This window comes from Parazoarcus sp. PS-13 R2A, assembly GCF_057621855.1.
Window position 1 is genome coordinate 1 of the sequence record NZ_JBYEXN010000020.1, and the last position, 21,193, is coordinate 21,193.

At 64.7% G+C, this 21,193-nt stretch carries 19 protein-coding genes; 11 read left to right on the plus strand and 8 right to left on the minus strand.

Features of this window, described 5'->3' with window-relative positions:
• The 4 genes from AC22G6_RS16740 to AC22G6_RS16755 form a co-directional block, all read left to right on the plus strand.
• Positions 1–247: ABC transporter ATP-binding protein C-terminal domain-containing protein (locus AC22G6_RS16740; RefSeq protein WP_487367709.1), on the plus strand; the 247-nt coding region annotated here is incomplete at its 5' end.
• A gap of 106 nt (positions 248–353) precedes the next feature.
• Positions 354–953 (plus strand): hemerythrin domain-containing protein, encoded by a 600-nt coding sequence (locus tag AC22G6_RS16745; RefSeq protein ID WP_487367710.1) that lies wholly within the window; start codon positions 354–356, stop codon positions 951–953.
• A 220-nt stretch (positions 954–1,173) separates the two neighbouring features.
• Positions 1,174–1,470, plus strand: coding sequence for an HU family DNA-binding protein (locus tag AC22G6_RS16750; protein WP_267896515.1), 297 nt, complete (start codon positions 1,174–1,176; stop codon positions 1,468–1,470).
• Positions 1,471–1,918: 448 nt separating this feature from the next.
• Complete coding sequence (locus AC22G6_RS16755) at positions 1,919–3,262, plus strand: DEAD/DEAH box helicase (RefSeq protein ID WP_487367711.1); 1,344 nt, start codon at positions 1,919–1,921, stop codon at positions 3,260–3,262.
• Positions 3,263–3,375: 113 nt separating this feature from the next.
• Here AC22G6_RS16755 and nusB read toward each other — a convergent pair whose 3' ends face one another.
• From nusB to AC22G6_RS16790, 7 genes are all read right to left on the minus strand, one after another.
• On the minus strand, positions 3,376–3,822 hold the full coding sequence (nusB, locus tag AC22G6_RS16760; RefSeq protein ID WP_108950255.1) for a transcription antitermination factor NusB: 447 nt from the start codon (positions 3,820–3,822) through the stop codon (positions 3,376–3,378).
• Positions 3,819–4,289, minus strand: a complete 471-nt coding sequence (gene ribH, locus AC22G6_RS16765) for a 6,7-dimethyl-8-ribityllumazine synthase (protein ID WP_108950256.1) — start codon at positions 4,287–4,289, stop codon at positions 3,819–3,821. Before ribH ends, nusB begins: the two co-directional genes overlap by 4 nt.
• Before the next feature lie 102 nt (positions 4,290–4,391).
• Positions 4,392–5,480, minus strand: a complete 1,089-nt coding sequence (ribBA, locus tag AC22G6_RS16770; protein WP_487367712.1) for a bifunctional 3,4-dihydroxy-2-butanone-4-phosphate synthase/GTP cyclohydrolase II — start codon at positions 5,478–5,480, stop codon at positions 4,392–4,394.
• 19 nt (positions 5,481–5,499) lie between these two features.
• Complete coding sequence (locus AC22G6_RS16775; protein ID WP_108972162.1) at positions 5,500–6,117, minus strand: riboflavin synthase; 618 nt, start codon at positions 6,115–6,117, stop codon at positions 5,500–5,502.
• Positions 6,118–6,291: 174 nt separating this feature from the next.
• On the minus strand, positions 6,292–8,109 hold the full coding sequence (gene dsbD, locus AC22G6_RS16780) for a protein-disulfide reductase DsbD (protein WP_487367713.1): 1,818 nt from the start codon (positions 8,107–8,109) through the stop codon (positions 6,292–6,294).
• A 15-nt stretch (positions 8,110–8,124) separates the two neighbouring features.
• Positions 8,125–8,460, minus strand: coding sequence for a divalent-cation tolerance protein CutA (gene cutA / locus AC22G6_RS16785; protein ID WP_487367714.1), 336 nt, complete (start codon positions 8,458–8,460; stop codon positions 8,125–8,127).
• A 104-nt stretch (positions 8,461–8,564) separates the two neighbouring features.
• Positions 8,565–9,122 (minus strand): histidine phosphatase family protein, encoded by a 558-nt coding sequence (locus tag AC22G6_RS16790; RefSeq protein WP_487367715.1) that lies wholly within the window; start codon positions 9,120–9,122, stop codon positions 8,565–8,567.
• Positions 9,123–9,369: 247 nt separating this feature from the next.
• Between AC22G6_RS16790 and AC22G6_RS16795 the strand changes: the two genes are divergently transcribed.
• From AC22G6_RS16795 to stpA, 7 genes are all read left to right on the plus strand, one after another.
• On the plus strand, positions 9,370–10,026 hold the full coding sequence (locus AC22G6_RS16795) for a c-type cytochrome (RefSeq protein WP_487367716.1): 657 nt from the start codon (positions 9,370–9,372) through the stop codon (positions 10,024–10,026).
• A gap of 125 nt (positions 10,027–10,151) precedes the next feature.
• Entirely contained in the window at positions 10,152–12,110 is a 1,959-nt protein-coding gene (locus tag AC22G6_RS16800; protein WP_487367717.1) for a TonB-dependent receptor plug domain-containing protein, read from the plus strand.
• Between the two features lie 11 nt (positions 12,111–12,121).
• A complete protein-coding gene (locus tag AC22G6_RS16805; protein ID WP_487367718.1) occupies positions 12,122–12,655 on the plus strand; it encodes a YfiR family protein in 534 nt (177 codons plus the stop codon).
• A 2-nt stretch (positions 12,656–12,657) separates the two neighbouring features.
• On the plus strand, positions 12,658–14,583 hold the full coding sequence (locus AC22G6_RS16810) for a putative bifunctional diguanylate cyclase/phosphodiesterase (RefSeq protein WP_487367719.1): 1,926 nt from the start codon (positions 12,658–12,660) through the stop codon (positions 14,581–14,583).
• Positions 14,584–14,697: 114 nt separating this feature from the next.
• Positions 14,698–18,078: a PAS domain-containing protein gene (locus AC22G6_RS16815; protein ID WP_487367720.1), complete on the plus strand. Its 3,381-nt coding sequence runs from the start codon at positions 14,698–14,700 to the stop codon at positions 18,076–18,078.
• A 95-nt stretch (positions 18,079–18,173) separates the two neighbouring features.
• Positions 18,174–19,466 (plus strand): MATE family efflux transporter, encoded by a 1,293-nt coding sequence (locus AC22G6_RS16820; RefSeq protein WP_487367721.1) that lies wholly within the window; start codon positions 18,174–18,176, stop codon positions 19,464–19,466.
• A gap of 67 nt (positions 19,467–19,533) precedes the next feature.
• Positions 19,534–20,811 (plus strand): glucosylglycerol 3-phosphatase, encoded by a 1,278-nt coding sequence (gene stpA / locus AC22G6_RS16825; protein ID WP_487367722.1) that lies wholly within the window; start codon positions 19,534–19,536, stop codon positions 20,809–20,811.
• Positions 20,812–20,835: 24 nt separating this feature from the next.
• Here the strand turns inward: stpA and AC22G6_RS16830 are convergent, their stop codons facing one another.
• Positions 20,836–21,168, minus strand: coding sequence for a Rieske (2Fe-2S) protein (locus AC22G6_RS16830; RefSeq protein WP_487367723.1), 333 nt, complete (start codon positions 21,166–21,168; stop codon positions 20,836–20,838).
• Positions 21,169–21,193: the final 25 nt, after the last annotated feature.

A 21,193-nucleotide genomic window follows, 5' to 3' on the forward strand; every position in this document is an offset into this window, starting at 1 on the left:
CGGGCTCGCACCGCTGATCGTGCGCGAGATCTTTCGCATCATCGCCGAGCTGCGCAAGCGCGGGGTTTCGATCCTGCTGGTGGAGCAGAACGCGCGCGCCGCGCTGCAGGTGGCCGACTACGCCTACGTGCTCGAGACCGGCGCGATCGCCATGGAAGGACCGGCCGTGCAGCTGCGCGACGACCCGCGTGTGATCGAGGCCTATCTCGGACTCGGTGGCAAGCATCAGGCGATGCTGGCCACCTGAAGGGGGAGGGCGGCGCCTGCTGCCCGTCCCGTCGGTGCCCGGCCGAGGCCACGGGCATTTCACCTAACACGTCGTTTGACACGACAGTCGGACAAGGACAGAAATCATGGAAGCGCTGCGTATCATCCAGGACGAACATCAGTCGCTGGCGGCCATCCTTCACGCCATCCGTCACATGATCAAGGAGATCGGCGAAGGCACGCTGCAGCCGGACTTCGCCCTGCTGAAGGCCATGGTGCACTATCTCGATGCCTATCCGGAGAAGAAGCACCACCCCAAGGAAGACCAGTACCTTTTTGCCATCCTCAAGAAGCGCACCAGCGAGGGCGCCGAGGCCATGGCGAGGCTCGAGCAGGAGCACGCGGTGGGCGACGATCGCATCAAGGCGCTCGAGGCCGCACTGCATCAGTACGCAAGTGGCGCGCGCGACGGCTTCGACGCCTTCTCGCAGGCGTTCGAGCGCTTTGCCGAGTTCTATCGCAATCACATGCTGCTCGAAGAACACGTGATCCTGCCGCTGGTGAAGAAGTACTTCACCGCGGACGACTGGGCCGAGGCAGCGGCAGGTTTCCGCGAAAACGCCGATCCGATGGCGGGCACCGGCGATCCGGCCACGCATGAAGACTTTCAGCGCATCTTCTCCAGGCTCGTTGCGGCCGCGCCTGCACCGATCGGCCTCGGCGGCGGCCCCTACAAGGCTGACTGAAGAGCCTGCTCCGGCACGCTCGAGGCAGAACACATTCCACCTTCGTCAGTACTTCGGGGTACCATCTCCGGCTGCTCCGGCGGGTGCCGAATGCCATGAGTGTGGCGAATGTCTCAAAGATGACGCTACATAGTGCTTTCGGGTTGTTACTGACTGCGCCAGCACGTGGGACAGTGCTAGAATCCGCCGGTAGATCCAGTATTTCATTCCGTACACACCAATCAAATCGAGGAAAAGCATGAACAAAGGTGAATTCGTCGAAGCCCTGGCCGACCGTCTGGATGTTTCCCGCGCTCAGGCTGATCGCGCGCTGTCCTCCGTGCTCGACATTGTTGCCGAACAACTCTCCAAGGGCGACAAGATTGCCTTCACCGGCTTTGGTTCGTTCGAAGTGTCCAAGCGCGCTGCACGCACCGGCCGCAATCCGCAGACCGGCGCAGCCATCGAAATCGCCGCTTCCAGCGTGCCGAAGTTCACCGCTGGCGCAACGCTGAAGGCCGCCGTAAACGGCAAGTAATATCCGCAGGGTTCGCTGATGAGGCGACGACGCACCGCAGTGTGCTCGTCGCCTTTTTTACGTCTTTCGCAAATGAACCTTCGACAGCGGGACAGAAAGTCTTTATAATTCGCCCCGTTGTGCAATGCAGCAGCAGGGCCTTACAAGGTTGAGATGCGGAAATCTTTCCGCCGGACCGGCCCCAGGGACTGTTATCACAGCCCCATCGCCCCCGACCTCCCGCCAGAATCCTCTCGTTCTTCCGATCGATTGGCATCGCGACAACCGGTTGGTGCCGATGCGCGGTCTTCAGGCTTGCCTGATGACCGGCCCACGCCCATCGCGCGCTTGTCGCCCGACGCTCCGGAACTGCCTACCCGCAGTTGCGTGGCGGCGCGATGCCTTGTGGTTCGAATTTTCGGACCCGAATCCGTCTGGCCACAAGCCAGCCAGCAATACAGGAAGAATCATGACATTTCAGAGCCTCGGCCTCGCCGACGAACTCATCAAAGCCGTTGAGCAAACCGGTTACACCATCCCGACCCCGGTGCAGATGCAGGCCATTCCCGCCGCCATCTCCGGTTCGGACCTCCTGGTGTCCAGCCACACCGGTAGCGGCAAGACCGCAGCCTTCACGCTGCCGTCGCTGCACAAGCTCATCGACCGTCGTCCGGCGCCTGGTGCAGGTCCGCGCGTTCTGGTGCTGACGCCCACTCGCGAACTTGCCCAGCAGGTCGAGAAAGCGGTGCAGACCTACGGCAAGGCACTGCGCTGGCTCAACACCGCCTGCCTCGTCGGTGGCGCGCCCTTCTTTGCCCAGGTCAAGCAGCTGCAGCGTCCGGTTGACGTTGTTGTCGCCACCCCGGGCCGTCTGCTCGATCACCTGAACCGTCGCAAGATCAAGCTCTCCGACGTTGAAGTGCTGATCCTCGACGAAGCCGACCGCATGCTCGACATGGGCTTCGCCGAAGACATCGACGCCATCGTTGCAGCCACCCCGGCCCAGCGCCAGACCCTGCTGTTCTCGGCAACGCTTGATGGCGTGGTCGGTCGCATGGCTGAGCGCATGACGCGCAACCCGCAGCGCATCGAGATCGAAGTCGCCAAGCAGGACCGCGGCCAGATCGAACAGCGCCTGATGTTCGCCGATGACATGGGTCACAAGAGCCGTCTGCTCGAGGCCCTGCTGGGTCACGACGGTCTGCAGCAGGCCGTGGTGTTTACCGCGACCAAGCGCAGCGCCGACGAGCTGTCGCTGAGCCTGCAGGAAAAGGGCTTCTCGGCCGCAGCGCTGCATGGCGACATGCACCAGACCCAGCGTAACCGTACCCTCGACCGTCTGCGCCAGGGCCGCATCGGCGTACTGGTCGCAACCGACGTCGCCGCGCGCGGTATCGACGTTGCCGGCATCAGCCACGTGATCAACTTCGATCCCCCGCGTCAGGCAGAAGACTATGTGCACCGTATCGGCCGTACCGGTCGTGCCGGTCGTGACGGTATCGCGATCACCCTGTCGGGCCCGCGTGAAACTGGCCTGATCCGTGCGATCGAGCGCTTCACCGGTGACCGTCTTGAAGTGCACACCATTCCCGGCATGGAGCCGTCGCCGCGCAAGCCTTCGGGCCCGCGTCCGGCAGGTGCAGGCAATGGTCGTCGCTTCGGTAATGGCGGTGGCTACGGCCGTCCGGCAGCCGGCAACGGCGAACGCCGTGGCTCGGGTGGTGGCGGCGGTTTTGGTGGTCGCGACGGTCATCCGTCGAGCCGCAGCGAGCGCAGCCATGGCGATCGCCGTGACCGCACTTCGCGCGGCTAAGCCTTCAGGGCTGCTGCAGACGTAAAAAATCCCGCTTCGGCGGGATTTTTTTGCCTGGTAAGGCGCGGTGCATCGTGAGCCGGGGTGCGCCCGCGCTGCGAGCGGCGGTCGCGTCAGCCCTTGGCTGCGCGTGCGGCTTCGACTTCTTCCGGGCGGATGTTGGCGGCGAGCTTGTCGAGCACGCCGTTGACGAAGCGATGGCCGTCGGTGCCGCCAAAGCCCTTGGCCAGTTCGATGGCTTCGTTGATTACCACGCGGTAGGGCGTTTCGAGGTTGTGCCGCAGTTCGTGTGCGCCCATCAGCAGGATGGCGTGCTCGATCGGCGACAGCTCATTCACCGGGCGGTGGATCAGCTTGGCGAACGAGGCCTGCAGCGACTCGACGTTCTCGAGGGTGCCGTGCAGCAGGCTGACGAAGAGTTCGCGGTCGACCTTGTCGAGATTCTCGGTGTCGGCCTCGAGGTGCTTCTGCACCGAGGTCATCGAGTTTCCCGACAGCAGCCACTGGTACACGCCTTGCAGTGCAAGCTCGCGTGCGCGACGACGGGCCATCTTGCTCATGGCAGTACCTTCATCAGATTGGCCATCTCGACTGCCGCACGGGCGCAGTCGCTGCCCTTTTCGTGCGTACGGGCGATGGCCTGGTCGTCGTCCTCGGTGGTGAGCACGCCGTTGGCGATCGGGATGCCGGCGTCGAGGCCGACACGGGTGATGGCGGCGCCCATCTCGTTCGAAACCAGTTCGAAGTGGTAGGTTTCACCACGGATCACTGCGCCGAGTGCGATCAGGGCGTCGAACTTGCCGCTGCTGGCGAGTTTCTGCAGCACCAGCGGGATTTCGAGTGCGCCGGGAACGGTGGCGATCCGGATCAGATCGGGTGCGACGCCAAGCTCGAGCAGCTCTGCGGTACAGGCCGACAGCAGGCCTTCGCAAACGTCCTGATTGAAACGGCTCATGACGACTGCGATACGCAGGCCCTTGCCGTTCAGGTCGCTTTCGTACTCATGGATGTTTTCGTAACGTGGCATGGTTTCGATTCAATATTAGGTTGGTTTGTGGGCGGTGCCACGCATGGCACCCCGCGCAGGTGAAGGGTCGGGGCGCAGCTGCGCTGACCGCTTCGCTCGCGCTCAGTCCTGGTCGACGAAACCCGTGATCTCGAGGCCGAAGCCGGTCATGCTCGGAATCTTGCGCGGGTTCGATAGCAGCCGCATCTTGCCGACATTGAGCGCACGCAGAATCTGCGCGCCCACGCCGAACAGGCGGGCATCCCATTTCACCGGACGGTCCGCGGTACCGGTCAGGCCCGCCAGCAGTTCGCGACCGGACTGGGGGCGGTAAAGCAGCACGATCACGCCGGCGTCGGCCGCAGCAAGCCGTGCCAGCGAGTGATTGACCGGGAAGCTGTGACGATTGCTTTCTGGGTCGAGAAAGTCCACGACCGAGATCGGCTCGTGCACCCGCACCAGGGTCTCGTTCTCGGGGCGGATGTCACCGCGCGACAGGGCGAAATGCACGTCGCCGGAGGTCTTGTCCTCGAATGCGGAGAGCAGGAAGGTGCCGTGCGCGGTCTCGACTTCCTTCTCGGTGACTTTTTCCACCAGGTGCTCGTTTGCTGCACGGTACTCGATCAGGTCGCGGATGGCGCCGATCTTGAGACCGTGCTCCTTGGCGAACTCGATCAGGTCCGGCAGGCGGGCCATGGTGCCGTCGTCCTTGAGGATCTCGCAGATCACCGATGCGGGTTCGACGCCCGCGAGGTGGGCGAGGTCGCAGCCGGCTTCGGTGTGGCCGGCACGGATCAGCACGCCACCCTTCTGGGCGGTGAGCGGGAAGATGTGGCCCGGCATCACGATATCGTCCGGCGTGGCATGGCGGGCCACGGCGACCTGCACGGTGCGGGCGCGGTCATGTGCCGAAATGCCGGTGGTGACGCCGGTGGCGGCTTCGATCGAGGTGGTGAAGGCAGTGCCGTGCGGGGTGCGGTTGTCGCGCACCATCTGCTGCAGGCCGAGCTGGCGGCAGCGCTCTTCGGTGAGGGTGAGGCAGATCAGGCCACGACCGAAACGGGCCATGAAGTTGATGGCCTCGGGGGTGACGAATTCGGCTGCCATCACGAGGTCACCCTCGTTCTCGCGGTCCTCTTCGTCGACCAGGATCACCATCTTGCCGGCCTTGATCTCGGCGATGATGTCGGAAATCGGAGCGAGTGCGCTCATGTTGGGGTCCTTTCCAGTGTCAGGCTTGTTGCGCCTGCTCTTCTTCGGTGCGCCAGGCGAGCATGCGCTCGACGTAGCGGGCAATGAGGTCGATTTCCAGATTGACCCGGCTTCCGGCCTTCAGGTGCTTGAGGTTGGTCACCTCGACCGTGTGCGGAATCAGGTTGATCGAGAAATCACGATGTTCGACCCGGTTGACGGTCAGGCTGACGCCATTGACCGTGATCGAGCCCTTTTTGGCGATGTAGCCGGCAATCGCAGCCGGCGCGCGGATCACGAGCTCGTGGCTTTCGCCGACCGGCTCGAACTTCACCACTTCGCCCACGCCATCGACGTGGCCGGTTACCAGGTGACCGCCAAGACGGTCGGCCATGCGCAGTGCCTTCTCCAGGTTCACCTCGCCACCGGGCTGATCCAGCCCCACGGTGCAGTTCAGCGTCTCGCGCGAAACGTCGAACTTCACCTTGGCGCCATCGCGCGCGATCACGGTGAGGCACACGCCACTGTTGGCGATGCTGTCACCGACAATCACGTCTTCAAGGTCGAGTCCGCGGGTGTCTACGGTCAGCCGCACGCCGTCAGCGAGGGCTTCGATGTGTTCAATGCGGCCGACTGCCGCGACGATGCCTGAGAACATGAAGGGACTGAAGGAAAAGGGGAAAAGCGGGATTGTAGGCGAAACCGGCGGCTTCGGCGCGATTCGGACTGCCCTTTGCCTCCCGGGAGCTGCCCGTCAAGGCCTTCCGGCAGCGGAATGCCGGGCGTTCACCCGCCCCCGTTCGCGCCTGCAGAAACAGCTTGTGCAGGGGCATCAGCGGGCGCGATCGAGCACTTCGGCAAACGCCTGTGCCGGCATGAATCCGACCACGCGCAGACCATCACGCTCCTTGCCTGCGGGGTCGAAAAAGATGATGCCGGGGGGCCCGAACAGGCCGAAGCGCTTGAGCAGCGCCTTGTGTTCGTCGTTGTTGTCGGTGACGTCGGCCTTGAGCAGCAGCATCTGGCTCATGCGTCCGGCCACCTGCGGGTCGGAGAAGGTGTAGCGCTCCATCTCCTTGCACGAGACGCACCAGTCGGCGTAGAAGTCGAGCATCACCGGACGGTCTGTGGCGGCAAGGCGGGCGTCGAGTTCGGCAATCGACCCGACTTTCTCGAAGGCCGGTGCGGGGGTGGTGGCGGCTTCGGCGCGGAGAACGGCAAGCGGCTGCAGCGGGTCGCGCGAACCGGCCATGGCGCCCACCAGCATTGCAGCGCCACCAATCAGCAGCATCACGCCCACGCCCTTCCAGAAACGCTGCCAGCCCTTTGCGCCGGGCGGCAGGGGGTCGATGGCGTGCAGGAAAATGCCCGAGAACAGCAGCAGTGCGGCCCACGCAAGCATGCTGGCCAGTGCGGGCAGCACCGGCATCAGCATCCACACCGCAACCGCCAGCAGGAGTACGCCGAAGGCCTTCTTGACGCCTTCCATCCACGGCCCCGTCCTGGGCAGGACCGAACGTGCAGCGAGTCCCACGGCGAGCAGCGGCATGCCCATGCCGAGCGCCATAACGAACAGCGCAAATCCGCCGAGCACCGCGTTGCCCGTCTGTGCGATGTAGAGCAGGGCTCCGGCCAGCGGCGCGGCGACGCAGGGGCCGACGATCAGTGCCGAGAGCACGCCCATCACCGCCACGCCACCGAGGTGGCCGCCCTTGTTGTGACTGGCGGTATCGGCCAGTTTGCTCTGCAGCGAAGACGGCAGCTGCAGTTGGTAGAAGCCGAACATCGACAGCGACAGCGCCACGAACACCAGCGCAAAGCTCGACAGCACCCAGACGTTCTGCAGCGCGGCCGACAGCAATGTGCCAGTGAGGCCGGCGGCCACACCGGCGGCGGCATAGGTGACCGCCATGCCCAGCACGTAGGCGAGCGACAGCATGAAGGCGCGGCCGCGCGAGATGTGATGGCCGTGACCGACGATGATGCCCGACAGAATGGGGATCATCGGGAAGGTGCACGGGGTGAAGGCCAGCAGCAGACCGAAGCCGAAGAAGCTCGCCAGCACCAGCGGGATGCTTGCATTCCTGAGCAGGCCGGCGATGCGGCCGCTCTCGTCGCCGCTGACCGCAGATGCTGCGCCGGATGCCGTTGTGGCCGGTGTCGACGCCGCATTCGGCGCCTGGTCGAGCGCACGCTGCAGCAGGCTGTTGCCAGCCGGTGCGGCGCTCGTGGTGAGGTCGATGTCGGCCGATTGCGGTGTGGGCGGATAGCAGATGCCGCCGTCCCAGCAGCCTTGACTGCTCACATGGAGAACGAAGCGCTTGACGTCGGCAGGTGCGGTGACCGGCAGCAGGATGCGCAGCTCACCACGATAGGTTTCGACTTCGCCGAAAAATTCGTCCTGCTTGATCTTGCCGGGCGGGCGGTCGGGTTCGCCCAGCACCACGCTCGCGGGTTCGGCGTCGAAACGGAACTTGCTGCCGTACAGGTAATAATCGGGCGCCACGTCGAACACGACCTCGACCGTTTGCGGGTCGAGCGCGCGGGCCGTCATCGCAAAGGCCTTTTCCGGCTCGATGGGGTCGGCCGCCTGGCCGGGCAGGGAAAACAGGCTCGCCAGCAGGGCGAGCAGGATCAGCAGACGTTGCATCGTGTTCTTTTCGTGTCAGGGGGCAGGTGCGTCGGGCGCGGTTTCGTTCTCGATCCAGCCGAGGTAGGCGGCGAGGCCAAGCTCGATAGGGACTGCAACAATCTCGGGAAGTTCGTAAGGGTGCGCTTCGATGATTGCCGCCTCGAGTTCGGCGTAGCGCGTGGCCGTGGTCTTGATCAGCATCGGCACCTCGATGCTGCGCTCGGTTTTGCCCTGCCAGCGATACACCGATGTGCATGGGGCGAGGATGTTGACGCAGGCGGCCAGGCGCCGGGCGACCAGGTGCCCGGCGAGCGCATCGGCCGCAGGCTGGTCGGGCAGGTTGGTGAGGACGATCAGGTTCGGAGTCATGTCGGGGATCGTGCGGGAGCGTGAGCGCCATTATCGCGGAGTCGCGACGATCGCGGCTTGCCTTCAGTCAATTCGGCCGCGATCACGTCCCGTCGCTGCGCGGGTCACGGCAAGGGTGGAATGCGGCCCACGAGTTCGAGTTCGTCGCCAGCGATGCGCATGACGATGAGCTCGCCCGAAGCTGGATAGACCCCGCTCAGCGCCGTGATGTTCACCTGATGCGTGACCAGGATCAGTGGTCCCGCTGCGGTGTCCGCGTCCCGCACCAGGGCGCGCACGGCGGCACTGCGCTCCGCGGCCTGGTCGCGTTCGTTGAAGAAGGAGTCCAGCGCCGGCGTCGGAATGACCGGGCCGAGGCCGAGCAGGCGCGCGGTGTCGAGGCAGCGGCACCAGCGACTCGAGAGGATGGTGGCGCGGGTGATGCCCTGTGCGCGCAAGCGTTCGCCGGTAGTGGCTGCCTGGGCGCGCCCCGCGGGGGAGAGGTTGCGCTGGGTGCTGCAGTCCCCGAGCACGAAGCCCGTCGGATCTCCAATGCCGGGGGCGGGAGCATGGCGCATCAGCGCCACATGTCCGTCCGCACGGAGGGCCGCCCAGAGGGATTCGTCATCGGCGATCGCCCCTGTGCTGAACAGCAACAACAGGCAGGTCATCAGGCTTCTCATGCCGGTCTCCATTCTTGCGTTTCACGACAGGTGCTGTGCGGGTACGCGGCAATGCCGGCTTGCGTCCGGCGCGCGCCGGGTTTGCGCCTGATCAAGCCTGCACCGTTAGGCCCTAGGTAGAATCCCCGAGCGCGCACCCGTGCGCGTAGAGCTATGCTGAGGGCCGCAGCATGATTTTCGAATGCTATGTCTAAAGGTATAGATTTCGATGGCATGTTCAGGGCTGTTGATTGTCAGGAGAATGTTGATGCTTCATACGAATGCCAGGCCGTTTCTGGCCTTGGCCTGCTGCCTGCTTGTGCTCGGCGGACTGCCGCTACCGTCGTTCGGCGCGGCAGATGCGGTTGCGGCAGACAAGCTGGTTGCGCAACTGCAAAGCAGCCCGGCCGATCTGCAGGCGGCGCAGGCCGAGGGCAGAAAGTCCTCGGCATTCTGCGCAAACTGCCACGGCGAGACCGGCATGAGTCGCTATCCCGAAGTCCCCAACCTGGCCGCTCAGCATCCCGACTATCTGCTCAGGCAGATCGATGCCTTTCTGACCGGCAAGCGCAAGAATGAGTTCATGCAGGGGCTGATGAAGGTGCTCAGCGAACGTGACAAGGCAGCCATCGTGCTTTTTTATGCGGCCGCTCCGGTGCAGCCCGCGACTGCGCCCGGCCCCCGTGCCGCGGAGGGTGAGGCCTACTTTGCCAGGCTGTGCGCGCGCTGCCACCGCGACGATGCACGCGGTGGCGACACGTTTCCCCGTCTGGCCGGGCAGCAGCGCGAATATGTCCGCCTCAGTCTGACGCGCTATCTGACGCAGTCGGGAGAACGTTTCTATGCGCCGATGACGGCAGCCGTCACCCAGCTCGGCCGAGACAACATCGACGCCGTCGCCGACTACCTCTCCGGGCTGAAGTAGGAGCGCGTGAGGCAAACCGTCACGGCATGTGCCGCACCTTCGGCCTGTGAAACAAACGCCGAAACCGGCTTGGAACAATGAATCAAGATGCCGCACAAAAACTGACGCAGGACCGGCGGCTACGATTGCTTTTTCTCGCCCTTGCATTCGGACTTGCGTCCCATGGCAGTGGCGTGTCTGCCGCAGTGGCTGATGAGTTCGAGCTCGCCGAGCTGTCACTCGACGACCTGTTGCGAATCGAGGTCGTGGGTGCGACGCGCTACGCGCAGCCGCTGGCCGACACCCCCGCCTCGGTCACCGTCATTGGTGCTGACGAGCTGCGGAACCAGGGCTATCGCAATCCCGGTGGGGCGCTTTCCACCGTGCCCGGCGTGTTTACGTCCAGCGATCAGAACTATACGTACCTCGGTGTCAGGGGCTTCAACCGCTCCGGCGATTACAACTCCCGCGTGCTGCTGGTCACCGACGGCGCCCGGCGCAACGACGCACTTTTCGATCAGGCCCTGATCGGCAATGAGTCTCCGGTCGAGATCGACTGGATCAAGCGCCTTGAGTTCGTGTCCGGCCCGTCCTCGGCGGTCTATGGCGGCAACGCGCTGTTCGGGATCATCAACTTGGTGATGCTCGACGGTGGCGATGTCAATGGCACGCGAGTCAGTGTCGATGCGGGCAGCGGGCAGAGCCGGCGCGTTGGTGTGGTCGCCGGCCAGCGCATGGAGGGCGGGGGCGACTGGTTTCTCGGCTTCGCCGCCTACGGTGCCGAGGGCAAGGACCGCTACTACCAGGAATACGACGGCGGCCCGAGCGACGGCTGGGCGCGTGGCCTCGACGGTGAGCACTACCGCAAGGTCTATGGAAAGTTGAGGCTTGGCAACTGGCGTCTGCTGGGCAGCTTCGCGTCGCGTGACAAGGCGATGCCGGGCGCGCCCTATGGCACGGTGTTCGGCGAACCCGGCAGCGAGATCCTCGACCGCAGTTCGCTGATTGAGCTGTCCCACGATGACACCCTGAGCACCGGGTGGCAGCAGCATTTTTCGGTCTTCAGCGGTGCCTACCTTTACCGGGGGGACTACCGCTATGTGGGCGGGGTTGCCAATCGCGACGAGGCTGTCGCCGACTGGAGCGGACTGAACTACCGGCTGAACGGAACCGCAGGCGAAAATCACCGCTGGATGCTGGGTACCGAAGCGCAGTGGAACACCACCCTGAAACAGCGCAATTTCGATCGAGACCCGTACACAGAGGTCCTGAACACTAACAACCCGTCGAGCACGTTCGGCGTGTTCGTGCAGGACGAATGGCGTTTCGGCCCGCAGTGGCTGCTCAATCTGAGCCTGCGTCACGACAAGCACAGCGACTACGCCGCGATCATTTCGCCCCGGCTTGCGCTGATCTACCAGCCCGACCGGGACCTCACCCTGAGAGCGGCCTACATGCATTCGTATCGGCCGCCCAATGCCTACGAACGCTACTACGCCGACGGGGTGTTGCAGAAGGCGAATACCGATCTCGATCCGGAGCGGATCCGCAGCGTCGAGCTCGCGGCCGATGTTCGTCTCGGTCGCAGCGGCCGGGCTGGCGTCAGCATTTACCGCAACGACATTTACGACATGATTGCCGAGCAACTCGACGCGAACGACGGCATGTGGGCCTATGCCAATCTGCCGCGAGTGCGGGTGCATGGCGTCGAAGTCGATGCCGAACACAGCTGGTCGGGCGGGTATGTGCTCCGCGGCAGCGTTGCATGGCAGCGTTCGCGCCTGAACGAGGGCGGCAGCCTGAAAAACTCGCCGGCCCTGCTCGGGAAGCTGGTGTTCTCGATGCCGCTGGATCTGCGCTGGAAGCTGTCCGGCCAGTGGCTGGGCATGACGTCCCGCCAGTCGAAAGCGGATCGGGTTCCCGGTCACGGCGTGCTCAACGTCGCGCTGTCGTCGGCCCCGTTTGGCGGGTGGGGCGAGTGGAGCGTCGGCATCTACAACCTCACGGATCAGCGCTACGCCGCCCCGGTTTCGTCTGCCTTCGTGCAGGACAGCATCGACCAGGACCGGCGGCGGATTCGCGTGCGCTGGCAGGTGGCGCTGTGAGCCTGTCTGCGATGCGTTTTCTCGTTCTGGTCTGCGCCGCCGTGCTCGCGTTCGCGGTTGCGCTGCCCGGCCATGCGATGGCTCAGCATCGGGCGCCCGAGCCCGACCTCAAGGCGGCCATCCTGATCAACATGCTGCTGTTCATCGACTGGCCTGCGTCCGATGCGCAGTCGGGCAAAGCCCTGTCGGTGTGCTACTTCAGGGACAGTCCAGTTGCGGACGCGCTGGTCGCGCTCGATGGCAGGATGATCCGCAACAGGCTGCTCAGCGTGAAGCAGGTCGATGCCAGTGCGCTCGGGCGTTGTCATGCAGCCTATCTTGCGCCGGGCGACGATGTGCTGCTGGGCCGCATGCGCGGCGACCTGCTGCCCGGCGGCGTGCTGCTTGCCGGTGACACGCCGGGCTATCTTGACCGTGGGGTCATGATCAACCTTGAGCTGGCCGCGGGGAAGGTCGCCTTCGATGTCGACCTGCCGGCGCTGCGCCGCTCCGGGCTGAGCCTGAGCTCGAAGGCGCTGCGTCTTGCGCGTTCGGTGAGGGAGTAGGCATGGCCTTCACACACCGCATTCCGCGCGCTCATCGCCTGAGTTTCCTGTCGACCGGCCTGGCACTGCTCATTGCCTTCGTCCTGCTGATCGTTCATCAGTATTTCGTCGGTCGCCAGGTCCTGCTTGAAGACCTCGCGACCGAAGCGGCGATCATTGCCGAGAACAGCAACGCTGCGGTGGTGTTCAATGATGCCGGCGCAGCGGGTGAGATCATTGCGGCCATCCGCCTGACGCCGCGCATCCTGTCGGGCGCGCTGTACCGTGCCGATAACAGTTTTCTTGCCTCGTGGCCGGAGAATGATCCGGCGTTTCCGCCCTCGCTGGAGCCGGACATCGACGGCGACTGGCTTGGCGCGAATGCGTTGCCGAGCAAAACCACGCTGGGGCTGATGGGTGGGGTGATGCGCGAATCGGTTCGGGTGGAGGATGGCACCGTCGGCACCCTGGTCCTGAATGTGGATTTCAGCTCCCTGTACTGGCGCCTGCTCGAATATGCGGGCGGTGTGCTCGGGATTGCATCGGTGGCGCTGAGCCTCGCCTATCGTCTCACCAGCAGGTTGCGCAAGCAGGTGTCCAGCACTGAACGACGCCTGGAGCGCCTCGCCCTGTACGACCATGTTACCAGCCTGCCCAACCGGCGCCTGTTCGAACAGGAGCTGCGCAAGGCTGTTGGCCGTGTCGGGCGCGACGCGAATTCGGCTGCGCTGCTTTTCCTGGATGTCGACGACTTCAAGAAGGTCAACGACTCGTTCGGCCACGAGGTCGGTGATCAGGTGCTGTGCATGATCGGGCAGCGCCTGTTGCACACCGTGCGCAACGGCGATGTCGTTGCGCGCATTGGCGGGGACGAGTTTGCCGTGGTGCTGTTCGATATCGGTGGCCCGGACAATGCGGCAATGGTGGCCCGTAACCTGATTGCGGCGATCGGCAAGCCGTTCTCGACCGAGCCCACGCCGACCCATATCGGGCTCAGTGTGGGCATCGCCATGATGCCGGTCGATGGCGACGATCCGGCTGCCTTGCTGCGCCATGCCGACATGGCGATGTATGTCGCCAAGGCGCAGGGCAAGAACCGCTTCCAGTTCTTCTCTGAATCGATCGACGGCAAGGTGCGCCAGGACCTCAGGCTCGAGTCCGCCTTGCGCCAGGCACTGGAGAACAACGGCACAGGTCTCTGGGTGGCCTATCAGCCCAAGCTGTGCGCGAAAACGCGAGAGGTGGTCGGAGTGGAAGCGCTGGCGCGCTGGCGCATGCCGGATGGTCAGGCGGTTTCACCGGGCGAGTTCATTCCGGTGGCGGAGCGCACGGGCCTGATCTCCGCGCTCGGCGACTGCATGCTGGAACGGATCTGCACGGATCTCGGCGTTCTGCGAGCTGCCGGTTTCGAGCTGCCCACGGTCGCGGTCAACGTGTCCTCGCACCAGCTGCTTCAGGGTGCGGCCCTGGTTGAGCGCTTCTGCGACACGATTGCCGTCCACGGCGAAGCCGTGTGCAGGTTCGAGTTCGAGCTCACCGAAAGTGCGCTGACCGATGCGCGTGGTGCCACGGTGCTCGGGGCGTTTCGCCTTGCCGGCTTCAAGCTGTCCATCGACGACTTTGGCACCGGCTACTCGTCGCTGGGTTATCTGAAGCGTTTCGATGTGAGTACGCTGAAGATCGATCAGGGCTTCGTGCGTGACCTGCCGGCGGACCAGGAGGATGCGGCGATCGTCATCGCCGTCATCCAGATGGCGCATGCACTGGGCATTAACGTGGTGGCCGAGGGTGTCGAAACCGAGGCTCAGGCAGACTTCCTGCGTGCCAACGGATGCGACGTGTTGCAGGGCTATCTGCTAGGCGTACCGTTGCCGGTCAGCGAACTTGCCAACTATCTGCGCAAGCACCGGACGCTTGCAAAGAGCGTGCATGCCGGGCATCCGGTCTGATCGTCGCTGCGCAAAATCGCATGGAAGGGAGGTGGAGGTGTCGGCTATGATGCGTCCGATCATGTTTATAGCTAAAGCATTATCGCCTCGTGCAATGAAGGGAGCGGGGAGCCAATGAGAGTTCTGGCTTCGCTCAAGTACGTGCTGTCTCCGCGTGTCGTCATCGGCTGGGTGGTGCTGCTTGTCGCCCTGTTCATCTACTGGGCTTCGCTGCTGCAATCGAATGAGCAGCAACTTCTCGATGCCGAGCGTCAGGCCCGCCTGCGCGCCGGCCAGACGGCACAGGCGCTGGCCGCACAGGTCGAGTCGATGGTGCTCGATATCGACCATATTGCCCGCAACATGGCGTCGGCGTGGATTTCGGGTGACGATGAGCGCTTGCGCCAAGCCGTTGCCGAGGCGAGCGACGCGCTTCCTGAAGGGGCGCTGGTTCAGGCCAGCGTGGCCGACGGCGAGGGCCACATGGTGTTCTCCACTCTCGGCTTGCCCGCTGACGGTGAATCCCGGGTGTCCATCGCCGACCGTGCTCATTTCAAGGCGCACGGGTCCGGCATCGTGCCTGCGCTCTACATCAGTCACCCGGTCTTTGGTCGTGTGTCGCAGCGCTGGTCGGTGCAGTTCTCCCGGCCGGTCCTGACGCATGGCGTGTTTGCGGGCGTCGTCGTGATCTCGATCTCGCCGGAGTATCTCGCCCAGTCTTTCCGTCAGATCTTCCCCGATCCGTCCGACGTCGTGATGCTGCTGCGCGAAGACGGCGCATATCTGACGCGTTCGCAGATGCTGGAGGAGGTGCTGGGCAAGCGCGTTCCTGACGCACGGCCCTTCATCGATGGTCTCGGAGCGCCACACGGCAGTTACGATGCCGTGGCCGCCGTCGATGGTGTGGAGCGCTTCTACGCCTGGCAGCGCGTGGCAGCTTACCCGGTGGTCGTCAGCCTGGGGTTGGACAAAGGCGTGGCGATGGGTGGGATCGCGGAAGCCGTCGATGCGGCGGTCCTGCACAACCTGTTCGGTTCGGCGCTGCTCGTGCTGGCCGCGGCCTGGATTACCTGGCTGTTTGCGCAGAAGCGCCGCGACTATGCGCATCTGAACGAAAGCCGGGAGCGCTTTGAACTCGCTCTGCGCGGGGGAGACCTCGGATCGTGGGACTGGGATCTTTCGAGTGGCAGGATTCAGGGCAATGCGCGCTGGGCGCAGATGCTGGGTTATGACGCGGACGAGGCCGAGCATGACCTCAAGTCTCTGTCCAGGCTCGCGCACCCGGACGACTGGGACGCCGTGAAGTCTGCGCTCGATGCGCACTTCCGGGGCGAACGCGACCATTACGAAGCCGATTACCGGGCACGTCACCGCGACGGTCACTGGGTCTGGGTGCACAGCCGTGGCGAGATCATGACCCGCGACAAGAACGGCGACCCAGTGCGGATGGTTGGCACGCATCTGGATATTACGGAGCGCAAGCTGGCCGAAGCGCGCGAGCTCGATCTGCGGGTGCGGCTGTCCAAGCTGGTCGCGCAGGTGCCGGGGATGGTGTATCAGTATCTCGAACGCACCGACGGCACGTCCTGCTTTCCTTACGTCAGCCCCGGGGTTATCGACATCTATGGCATTTCGCCGGCCGAGGTCGAGGTCTCGGCAGAAAAGGTCTTTGCCGTCATTCATCCGGACGATCTGCTGCGGGTCAAGGCCTCGATTCGCGACTCGGCCCGTCAGCTCTCCATCTGGCGCTGCGAGTATCGCGTATGTACCGAAGACGGCAAGGTGCGCTGGCTGCTCGGGCATTCCAACCCGGAGCGCACGCCCGAGGGCCATACGCTGTGGCATGGCTACATTCAGGACGTGACCGAGGCCCATGCAGCGGCCGACGCCCTGCGCCACAGCGAAGCGCGTCTGCGTCTGACCGTGGCCGCGGTTCAGGACGGCTTGTGGGAATGGAATCTTGAGAGTGGCGAAGCTCAATGGGATGCGCGCTGCTACAGCATGGTGGGATATGCAGAGGGCGCCATCGAGCCCACCTACGACGCGTTCATGGCGCTCGTTCATCCCAGGGATCGGGCGCGTATCAAGTCGAGCCTGGCCAATCAGATCCGCTTCAGGCCGGATGAGGTCGCCACCGAAGAGTTCCGGGTAAAGAAGGGATCGGGCGACTGGCTGTGGATCGAATGGCGGGGAAGCGTCGTCGAGCGTGAACACGGTGTCCCGAAAAAGATGATCGGCACGATTACCGATGTCACCCAGAGGGTGGCCGCCAACCAGTTCCGGCGTGCGCTGCTGGATCAGAACGCAGCCGCGATCGTGGTGTCCTCCCCTGATCGGTATGTGCTGTATGCCAATGAGCGCGCACACCAGATCTTTGCGCCGCCGGGGGAGATGCTGCAGGGGGTGGGGTTGCGCACCCTGCATGTCGACGATGCGTCGTGGCAGGCCATGGGCGAGTACGTCGAAGGGCTGCGCGCAAGCGGGTTCGCGCGCTTCGAGTATCCGCTGCGCGACGCCGACGGCAAGGCGCGCTGGTTCGACATGCACGGCACGCTGCTCGATCAGGAGCAGCCTGACAGCGAGATGCTGTGGACCCTGGTGGATATCACCGAACGCAAGGCCGCAGAAGCGGCGCTCATCACCGAGCGCACACGTCTGACCGCACTGCTCGAGCGCTTTCCCGGTGGCGTGCTGCTGGAAGACTCGGCCGACCGGATCGTGATGGTCAACCAGGGCCTGTGCGAGCTGCTGTCGATTCCCTTGCCGTCGTCTTCGCTGGTGGGCATGACGCGACAGTCGCTGGGCGAGCGCTTCCCCGATCTCGACCTGAGATGGCTGCAGCTCGAAGAGGGGACACACGTCGGGCTGGCGCACACGATCGAAGTCGACGCGGCGGGCAACCAGTCGTTTGAAGTCGATTGGGTGACGATCATGCATGGTGACGAGCGCCTCGGCCATGTATGGCTGGTGCGCGACATTACCGGGCGCAAGCTCTACGAAAGAAAGCTCGCCACTCTGGCGGCCACGGACCCGCTGACCACGCTGCCCAACCGCCGCAGCTTCATGGCCGAGCTCGAACGCACGGTGGCCGAACAGCAGGGCGTGGACGACCGCCCGGGTGCCCTGTTGATGCTCGACATCGACCACTTCAAGCGGGTCAACGATACGTACGGTCATCCGGTAGGCGACCGCGTGCTCAAGCACCTGGCAGACCTGATCACCAAGGTGCTGCGGCGAGAGGATGTCGCCGGGCGTCTGGGGGGCGAGGAGTTTGCCGTCCTGTTGCGCGGCACGACGAACGAGACGTCCTTCGGCCTGGCCGAACGTTTGCGGCGGGCGGTATGCAATGCGCCGCTCGATTGCGACGGTGGCCTGATCCAGATTACGATCAGTATTGGCCTGGCCGTGTTCGATGGTGCTCCGGCAGAGAGCATGCTCTCGCGTGCCGACCAGGCCCTTTACGAGGCCAAGGAAGGCGGGCGTAACCGGGTGTGCATGTGGTCGGGCGTCTATTGAGCGCCGGGTAAGGCAGGAATTTCCTGCCCTTCATTCCACCGCCACGCCTGAACGGTTAGGCTTCGGCCGGTCGCCCCCAACGCCCCCTGTCTTTCATGGATCACCGCACTGTTCTCCGCATCGCCCTGCCGGTGATGCTCTCCAACGCGTCTACGCCGCTGATCGGCGTTGTCGATACGGCCATCGTCGGGCGCATTCCCGATCCCGCCTATATCGCAGCAGTGGCGCTGGGCGCACTGGTGTTCACCTTCGTGTTCTGGGGCTTCGGCTTCCTGCGCATGGGCACCACGGGCCTGACTGCGCAGGCGCTAGGCAGCGGCGATACCGAAGAGCTGGTGGCCGGGCTGGGGCGGGCCTTGCTGATCGCTGCGGTGGTCGGTGCGGCGCTGGTCGGCCTGCAGTGGCCGATTCGGGAGATCGCCTTTGCGCTGCTCGAAGCCAGCGACAGGACCGAGGGCCTCGCGCGCAGCTATTTCGATATCCGCATCTGGGCCGCACCTGCCACCCTGGCCAACTATGCGCTGCTGGGCTGGTTCATCGGGCTGGGCCGCACCGACATCGGTCTGGTGCTGCAGCTGGTGCTGAACCTCGTCAATATCGCGCTCGACGCCTTCTTCGTGCTCGGGCTGGGGCTCGACGTGCGCGGTGTGGCGCTCGGCACCCTGTTTGCCGAATACTTCGCCGCCCTGGTCGGGCTGGCGATCGCCGTGCGCTACATGCGCCGTCACGGCGCGCAGCTGCGTTTTGGCAATCTGCTGGTGACCGACCGGCTGAAGCGCACGCTGGCGGTGAACCGCGACATCATGATCCGCTCGCTGGCGCTGATCTTCGTGTTTGTCTGGTTCATGGCCCAGGGCGCACGCTATGGCGACGTCACGCTGGCTGCCAATGCGGTGCTGATGCAGTTCGTATCGATCAGCGCCTATTTTCTCGACGGGCTCGCCTTTGCTGCAGAGGCGCTGGTGGGGCGTGCGCTGGGTGCGCGCGACCGCGCCGGTTTCCGCGCGGCGGTCCGTGTCAGCACCCTGTGGGCGGTGCTGGTGGCCCTGCTGGTCAGCAGCGTCTACTTCATTGCAGGGCCCTGGGTGGTGGATGCACTCACCACCGACCCGGACACCCGTGCGGCGGCCCGCATCTATCTCCCGTGGGCGGCCCTGGCGCCGCTTGCCGGCGTACTGGCCTTCCAGCTCGACGGCATCTTCATCGGTGCCACGCGCAGCGTCGAGATGCGCAACGCCATGCTGTTCTCGACCGCGGTCTTCGTGCTGGCCTGGTGGCTGTTGCAGCCCTGGGGCAATCACGGCCTGTGGGCTGCGCTCTATGTGAACTACGTGGCGCGCACCTTCTCGCTCGGCTGGTATTACCCGGCGCTGGCGCGGCTCGACTGAGGCGCGCGGGCAGGGCCCGCAGCCGTGGTGTTCGGGTGTGGCCTGCTGCAGGCGATAGAATGAGGCCATGACACATGCCGCTCCTGCCTTTTCGCTCGACCATGCCGGCCTGCTCGGCACCCTTGCCGCCCACGACAGGCTGCTCATCATCCAGGACCTGGACGGTGTCTGCATGGGCCTGGTTCGCGACCCGCTGACCCGCAGCATAGAGTCCCGCTACGTCGAAGCGGCGCGCAGTCTCGCGGGGCAGTTCTACGTGCTCACCAATGGCGAACACGTCGGCCGTCGCGGCGTGAATGACATCGTCGACAAGGCACTCGATGCACCTGCCGGTGCGCAGGATCACGGCCTCTACCTGCCTGGACTGGCCGCCGGTGGCGTGCAGTTTCAGGATCGTTACGGCGCGGTGTCGCACCCCGGCGTGAGTGACGATGAGCTGGCCTTCCTGCAGGCCGTGCCCGCGCGGGCGGAGCGCTTTCTGCGCGAGCTGCTGGCGACGGCACCGTACGGGCTCGATGCGGGCGAGATTGACGACGCAGTGGCGTCGACCGTGCTCGACAACATCGCTTCGCCCACCATCAACATCAACCAGCTCTACCACCGCTTGGGCGCACAGCCCGCGCGCTACCGCCAGCTGCAGCAGGCAGTGGAAGCGTTCATGGACGGGTTGCAAAGCGAGGCGGTGAGCGCCGGGCTGGAGCAGGCCTTTTTCGTGCACCTCGCGCCCAACCTCGGCACGGATGCGCAGGGACGGGAGCGCATCAGGCATGGAGATGACAGCAGCGCCGGCACCACCGATTTCCAGTTCATGATCCGGGGTGCGGTCAAGGAAGTCGGCGTGCTGGTGATCCTCAATCAGTACTACTTTGAGCACACCGGCCACTATCCGCTGGGCGAGCACTTCAACGCCCGCCAGGCGCCGCGCGATCATGGCGAGCTGCTGCAACTGGCGCGCGCGCACTTCGATCCCGCGCACATGCCGCACATCGTGGGGGTCGGTGATACGGTCACGTCCAGTACGCAGACGGTGGACGGGCTGCGCCTCCAGTTGCGCGGCGGCAGCGATCGCGGCTTTCTCACGCTGGTGCAGGCGCTGGGCGAAACCTTGGGCGCCGGCAGTACGGTGATCTATATCGACAGCAGCGGTGGCGAGGTGCGTCGTCCCGGACTTGACGCGACCCACCTGCAGCAGCGTGCTGCGGACCCGGTGCTCGAACCCTGGCCCGCGCTGGAAGGCATCACCGACCCCGCCGACCCGCTGCGGCTCGATTTTGTGTTCTGTGGCGGTCACGCGCAGTACGTGCCCTTTTTCTGCGCACTGGCCGAGCGTCGCGCACCACGCTGACCAGGGCGCGCGAGTGTTGCTGGCTTACGCCGCTGACGGTGCTGTGCTGGCGCGCGATTCGATCTCCACGATTCCGTTGACCACGCGCAGCGGGATTTTCGGCAGGGTGCATTTCTCGCCCCGCACGCAGCTGCCGTCGCGCCCGTCGAACACCCACTCATGGACGGGGCAGGTGAGGTAGCGGCCGTTGAACTCGCCACGGTAGAGCGGCACGTTCTGATGCGGGCAGAGGCCGTTGAAGGCCTGCAGCTCGCCGCCTTCCGGCCACAGCAGGATGACTTCGCGTCCTTCAACGGTGTAGGGCGCCGCATCGCCTTCCATCAGGCTGCTCAGCCTGCACACCGGGGTGTAAGGCATGTTTCGATCTCCGTAGGGTTTGAGG

Coding starts and splice junctions, on each gene's coding strand:
- AC22G6_RS16745 (WP_487367710.1), top strand. CDS start 354: ATGGAAGCGCTGCGTATCATCCAGGACGAACATCAGTCGCTGGCGGCC.
- AC22G6_RS16755 (WP_487367711.1), top strand. CDS start 1,919: ATGACATTTCAGAGCCTCGGCCTCGCCGACGAACTCATCAAAGCCGTT.
- nusB (WP_108950255.1), bottom strand. CDS start 3,822: ATGAGCAAGATGGCCCGTCGTCGCGCACGCGAGCTTGCACTGCAAGGC.
- ribH (WP_108950256.1), bottom strand. CDS start 4,289: ATGCCACGTTACGAAAACATCCATGAGTACGAAAGCGACCTGAACGGC.
- ribBA (WP_487367712.1), bottom strand. CDS start 5,480: ATGAGCGCACTCGCTCCGATTTCCGACATCATCGCCGAGATCAAGGCC.
- AC22G6_RS16775 (WP_108972162.1), bottom strand. CDS start 6,117: ATGTTCTCAGGCATCGTCGCGGCAGTCGGCCGCATTGAACACATCGAA.
- dsbD (WP_487367713.1), bottom strand. CDS start 8,109: ATGCAACGTCTGCTGATCCTGCTCGCCCTGCTGGCGAGCCTGTTTTCC.
- cutA (WP_487367714.1), bottom strand. CDS start 8,460: ATGACTCCGAACCTGATCGTCCTCACCAACCTGCCCGACCAGCCTGCG.
- AC22G6_RS16790 (WP_487367715.1), bottom strand. CDS start 9,122: ATGAGAAGCCTGATGACCTGCCTGTTGTTGCTGTTCAGCACAGGGGCG.
- AC22G6_RS16795 (WP_487367716.1), top strand. CDS start 9,370: ATGCTTCATACGAATGCCAGGCCGTTTCTGGCCTTGGCCTGCTGCCTG.
- AC22G6_RS16805 (WP_487367718.1), top strand. CDS start 12,122: ATGCGTTTTCTCGTTCTGGTCTGCGCCGCCGTGCTCGCGTTCGCGGTT.
- AC22G6_RS16810 (WP_487367719.1), top strand. CDS start 12,658: ATGGCCTTCACACACCGCATTCCGCGCGCTCATCGCCTGAGTTTCCTG.
- AC22G6_RS16815 (WP_487367720.1), top strand. CDS start 14,698: ATGAGAGTTCTGGCTTCGCTCAAGTACGTGCTGTCTCCGCGTGTCGTC.
- AC22G6_RS16820 (WP_487367721.1), top strand. CDS start 18,174: ATGGATCACCGCACTGTTCTCCGCATCGCCCTGCCGGTGATGCTCTCC.
- stpA (WP_487367722.1), top strand. CDS start 19,534: ATGACACATGCCGCTCCTGCCTTTTCGCTCGACCATGCCGGCCTGCTC.
- AC22G6_RS16830 (WP_487367723.1), bottom strand. CDS start 21,168: ATGCCTTACACCCCGGTGTGCAGGCTGAGCAGCCTGATGGAAGGCGAT.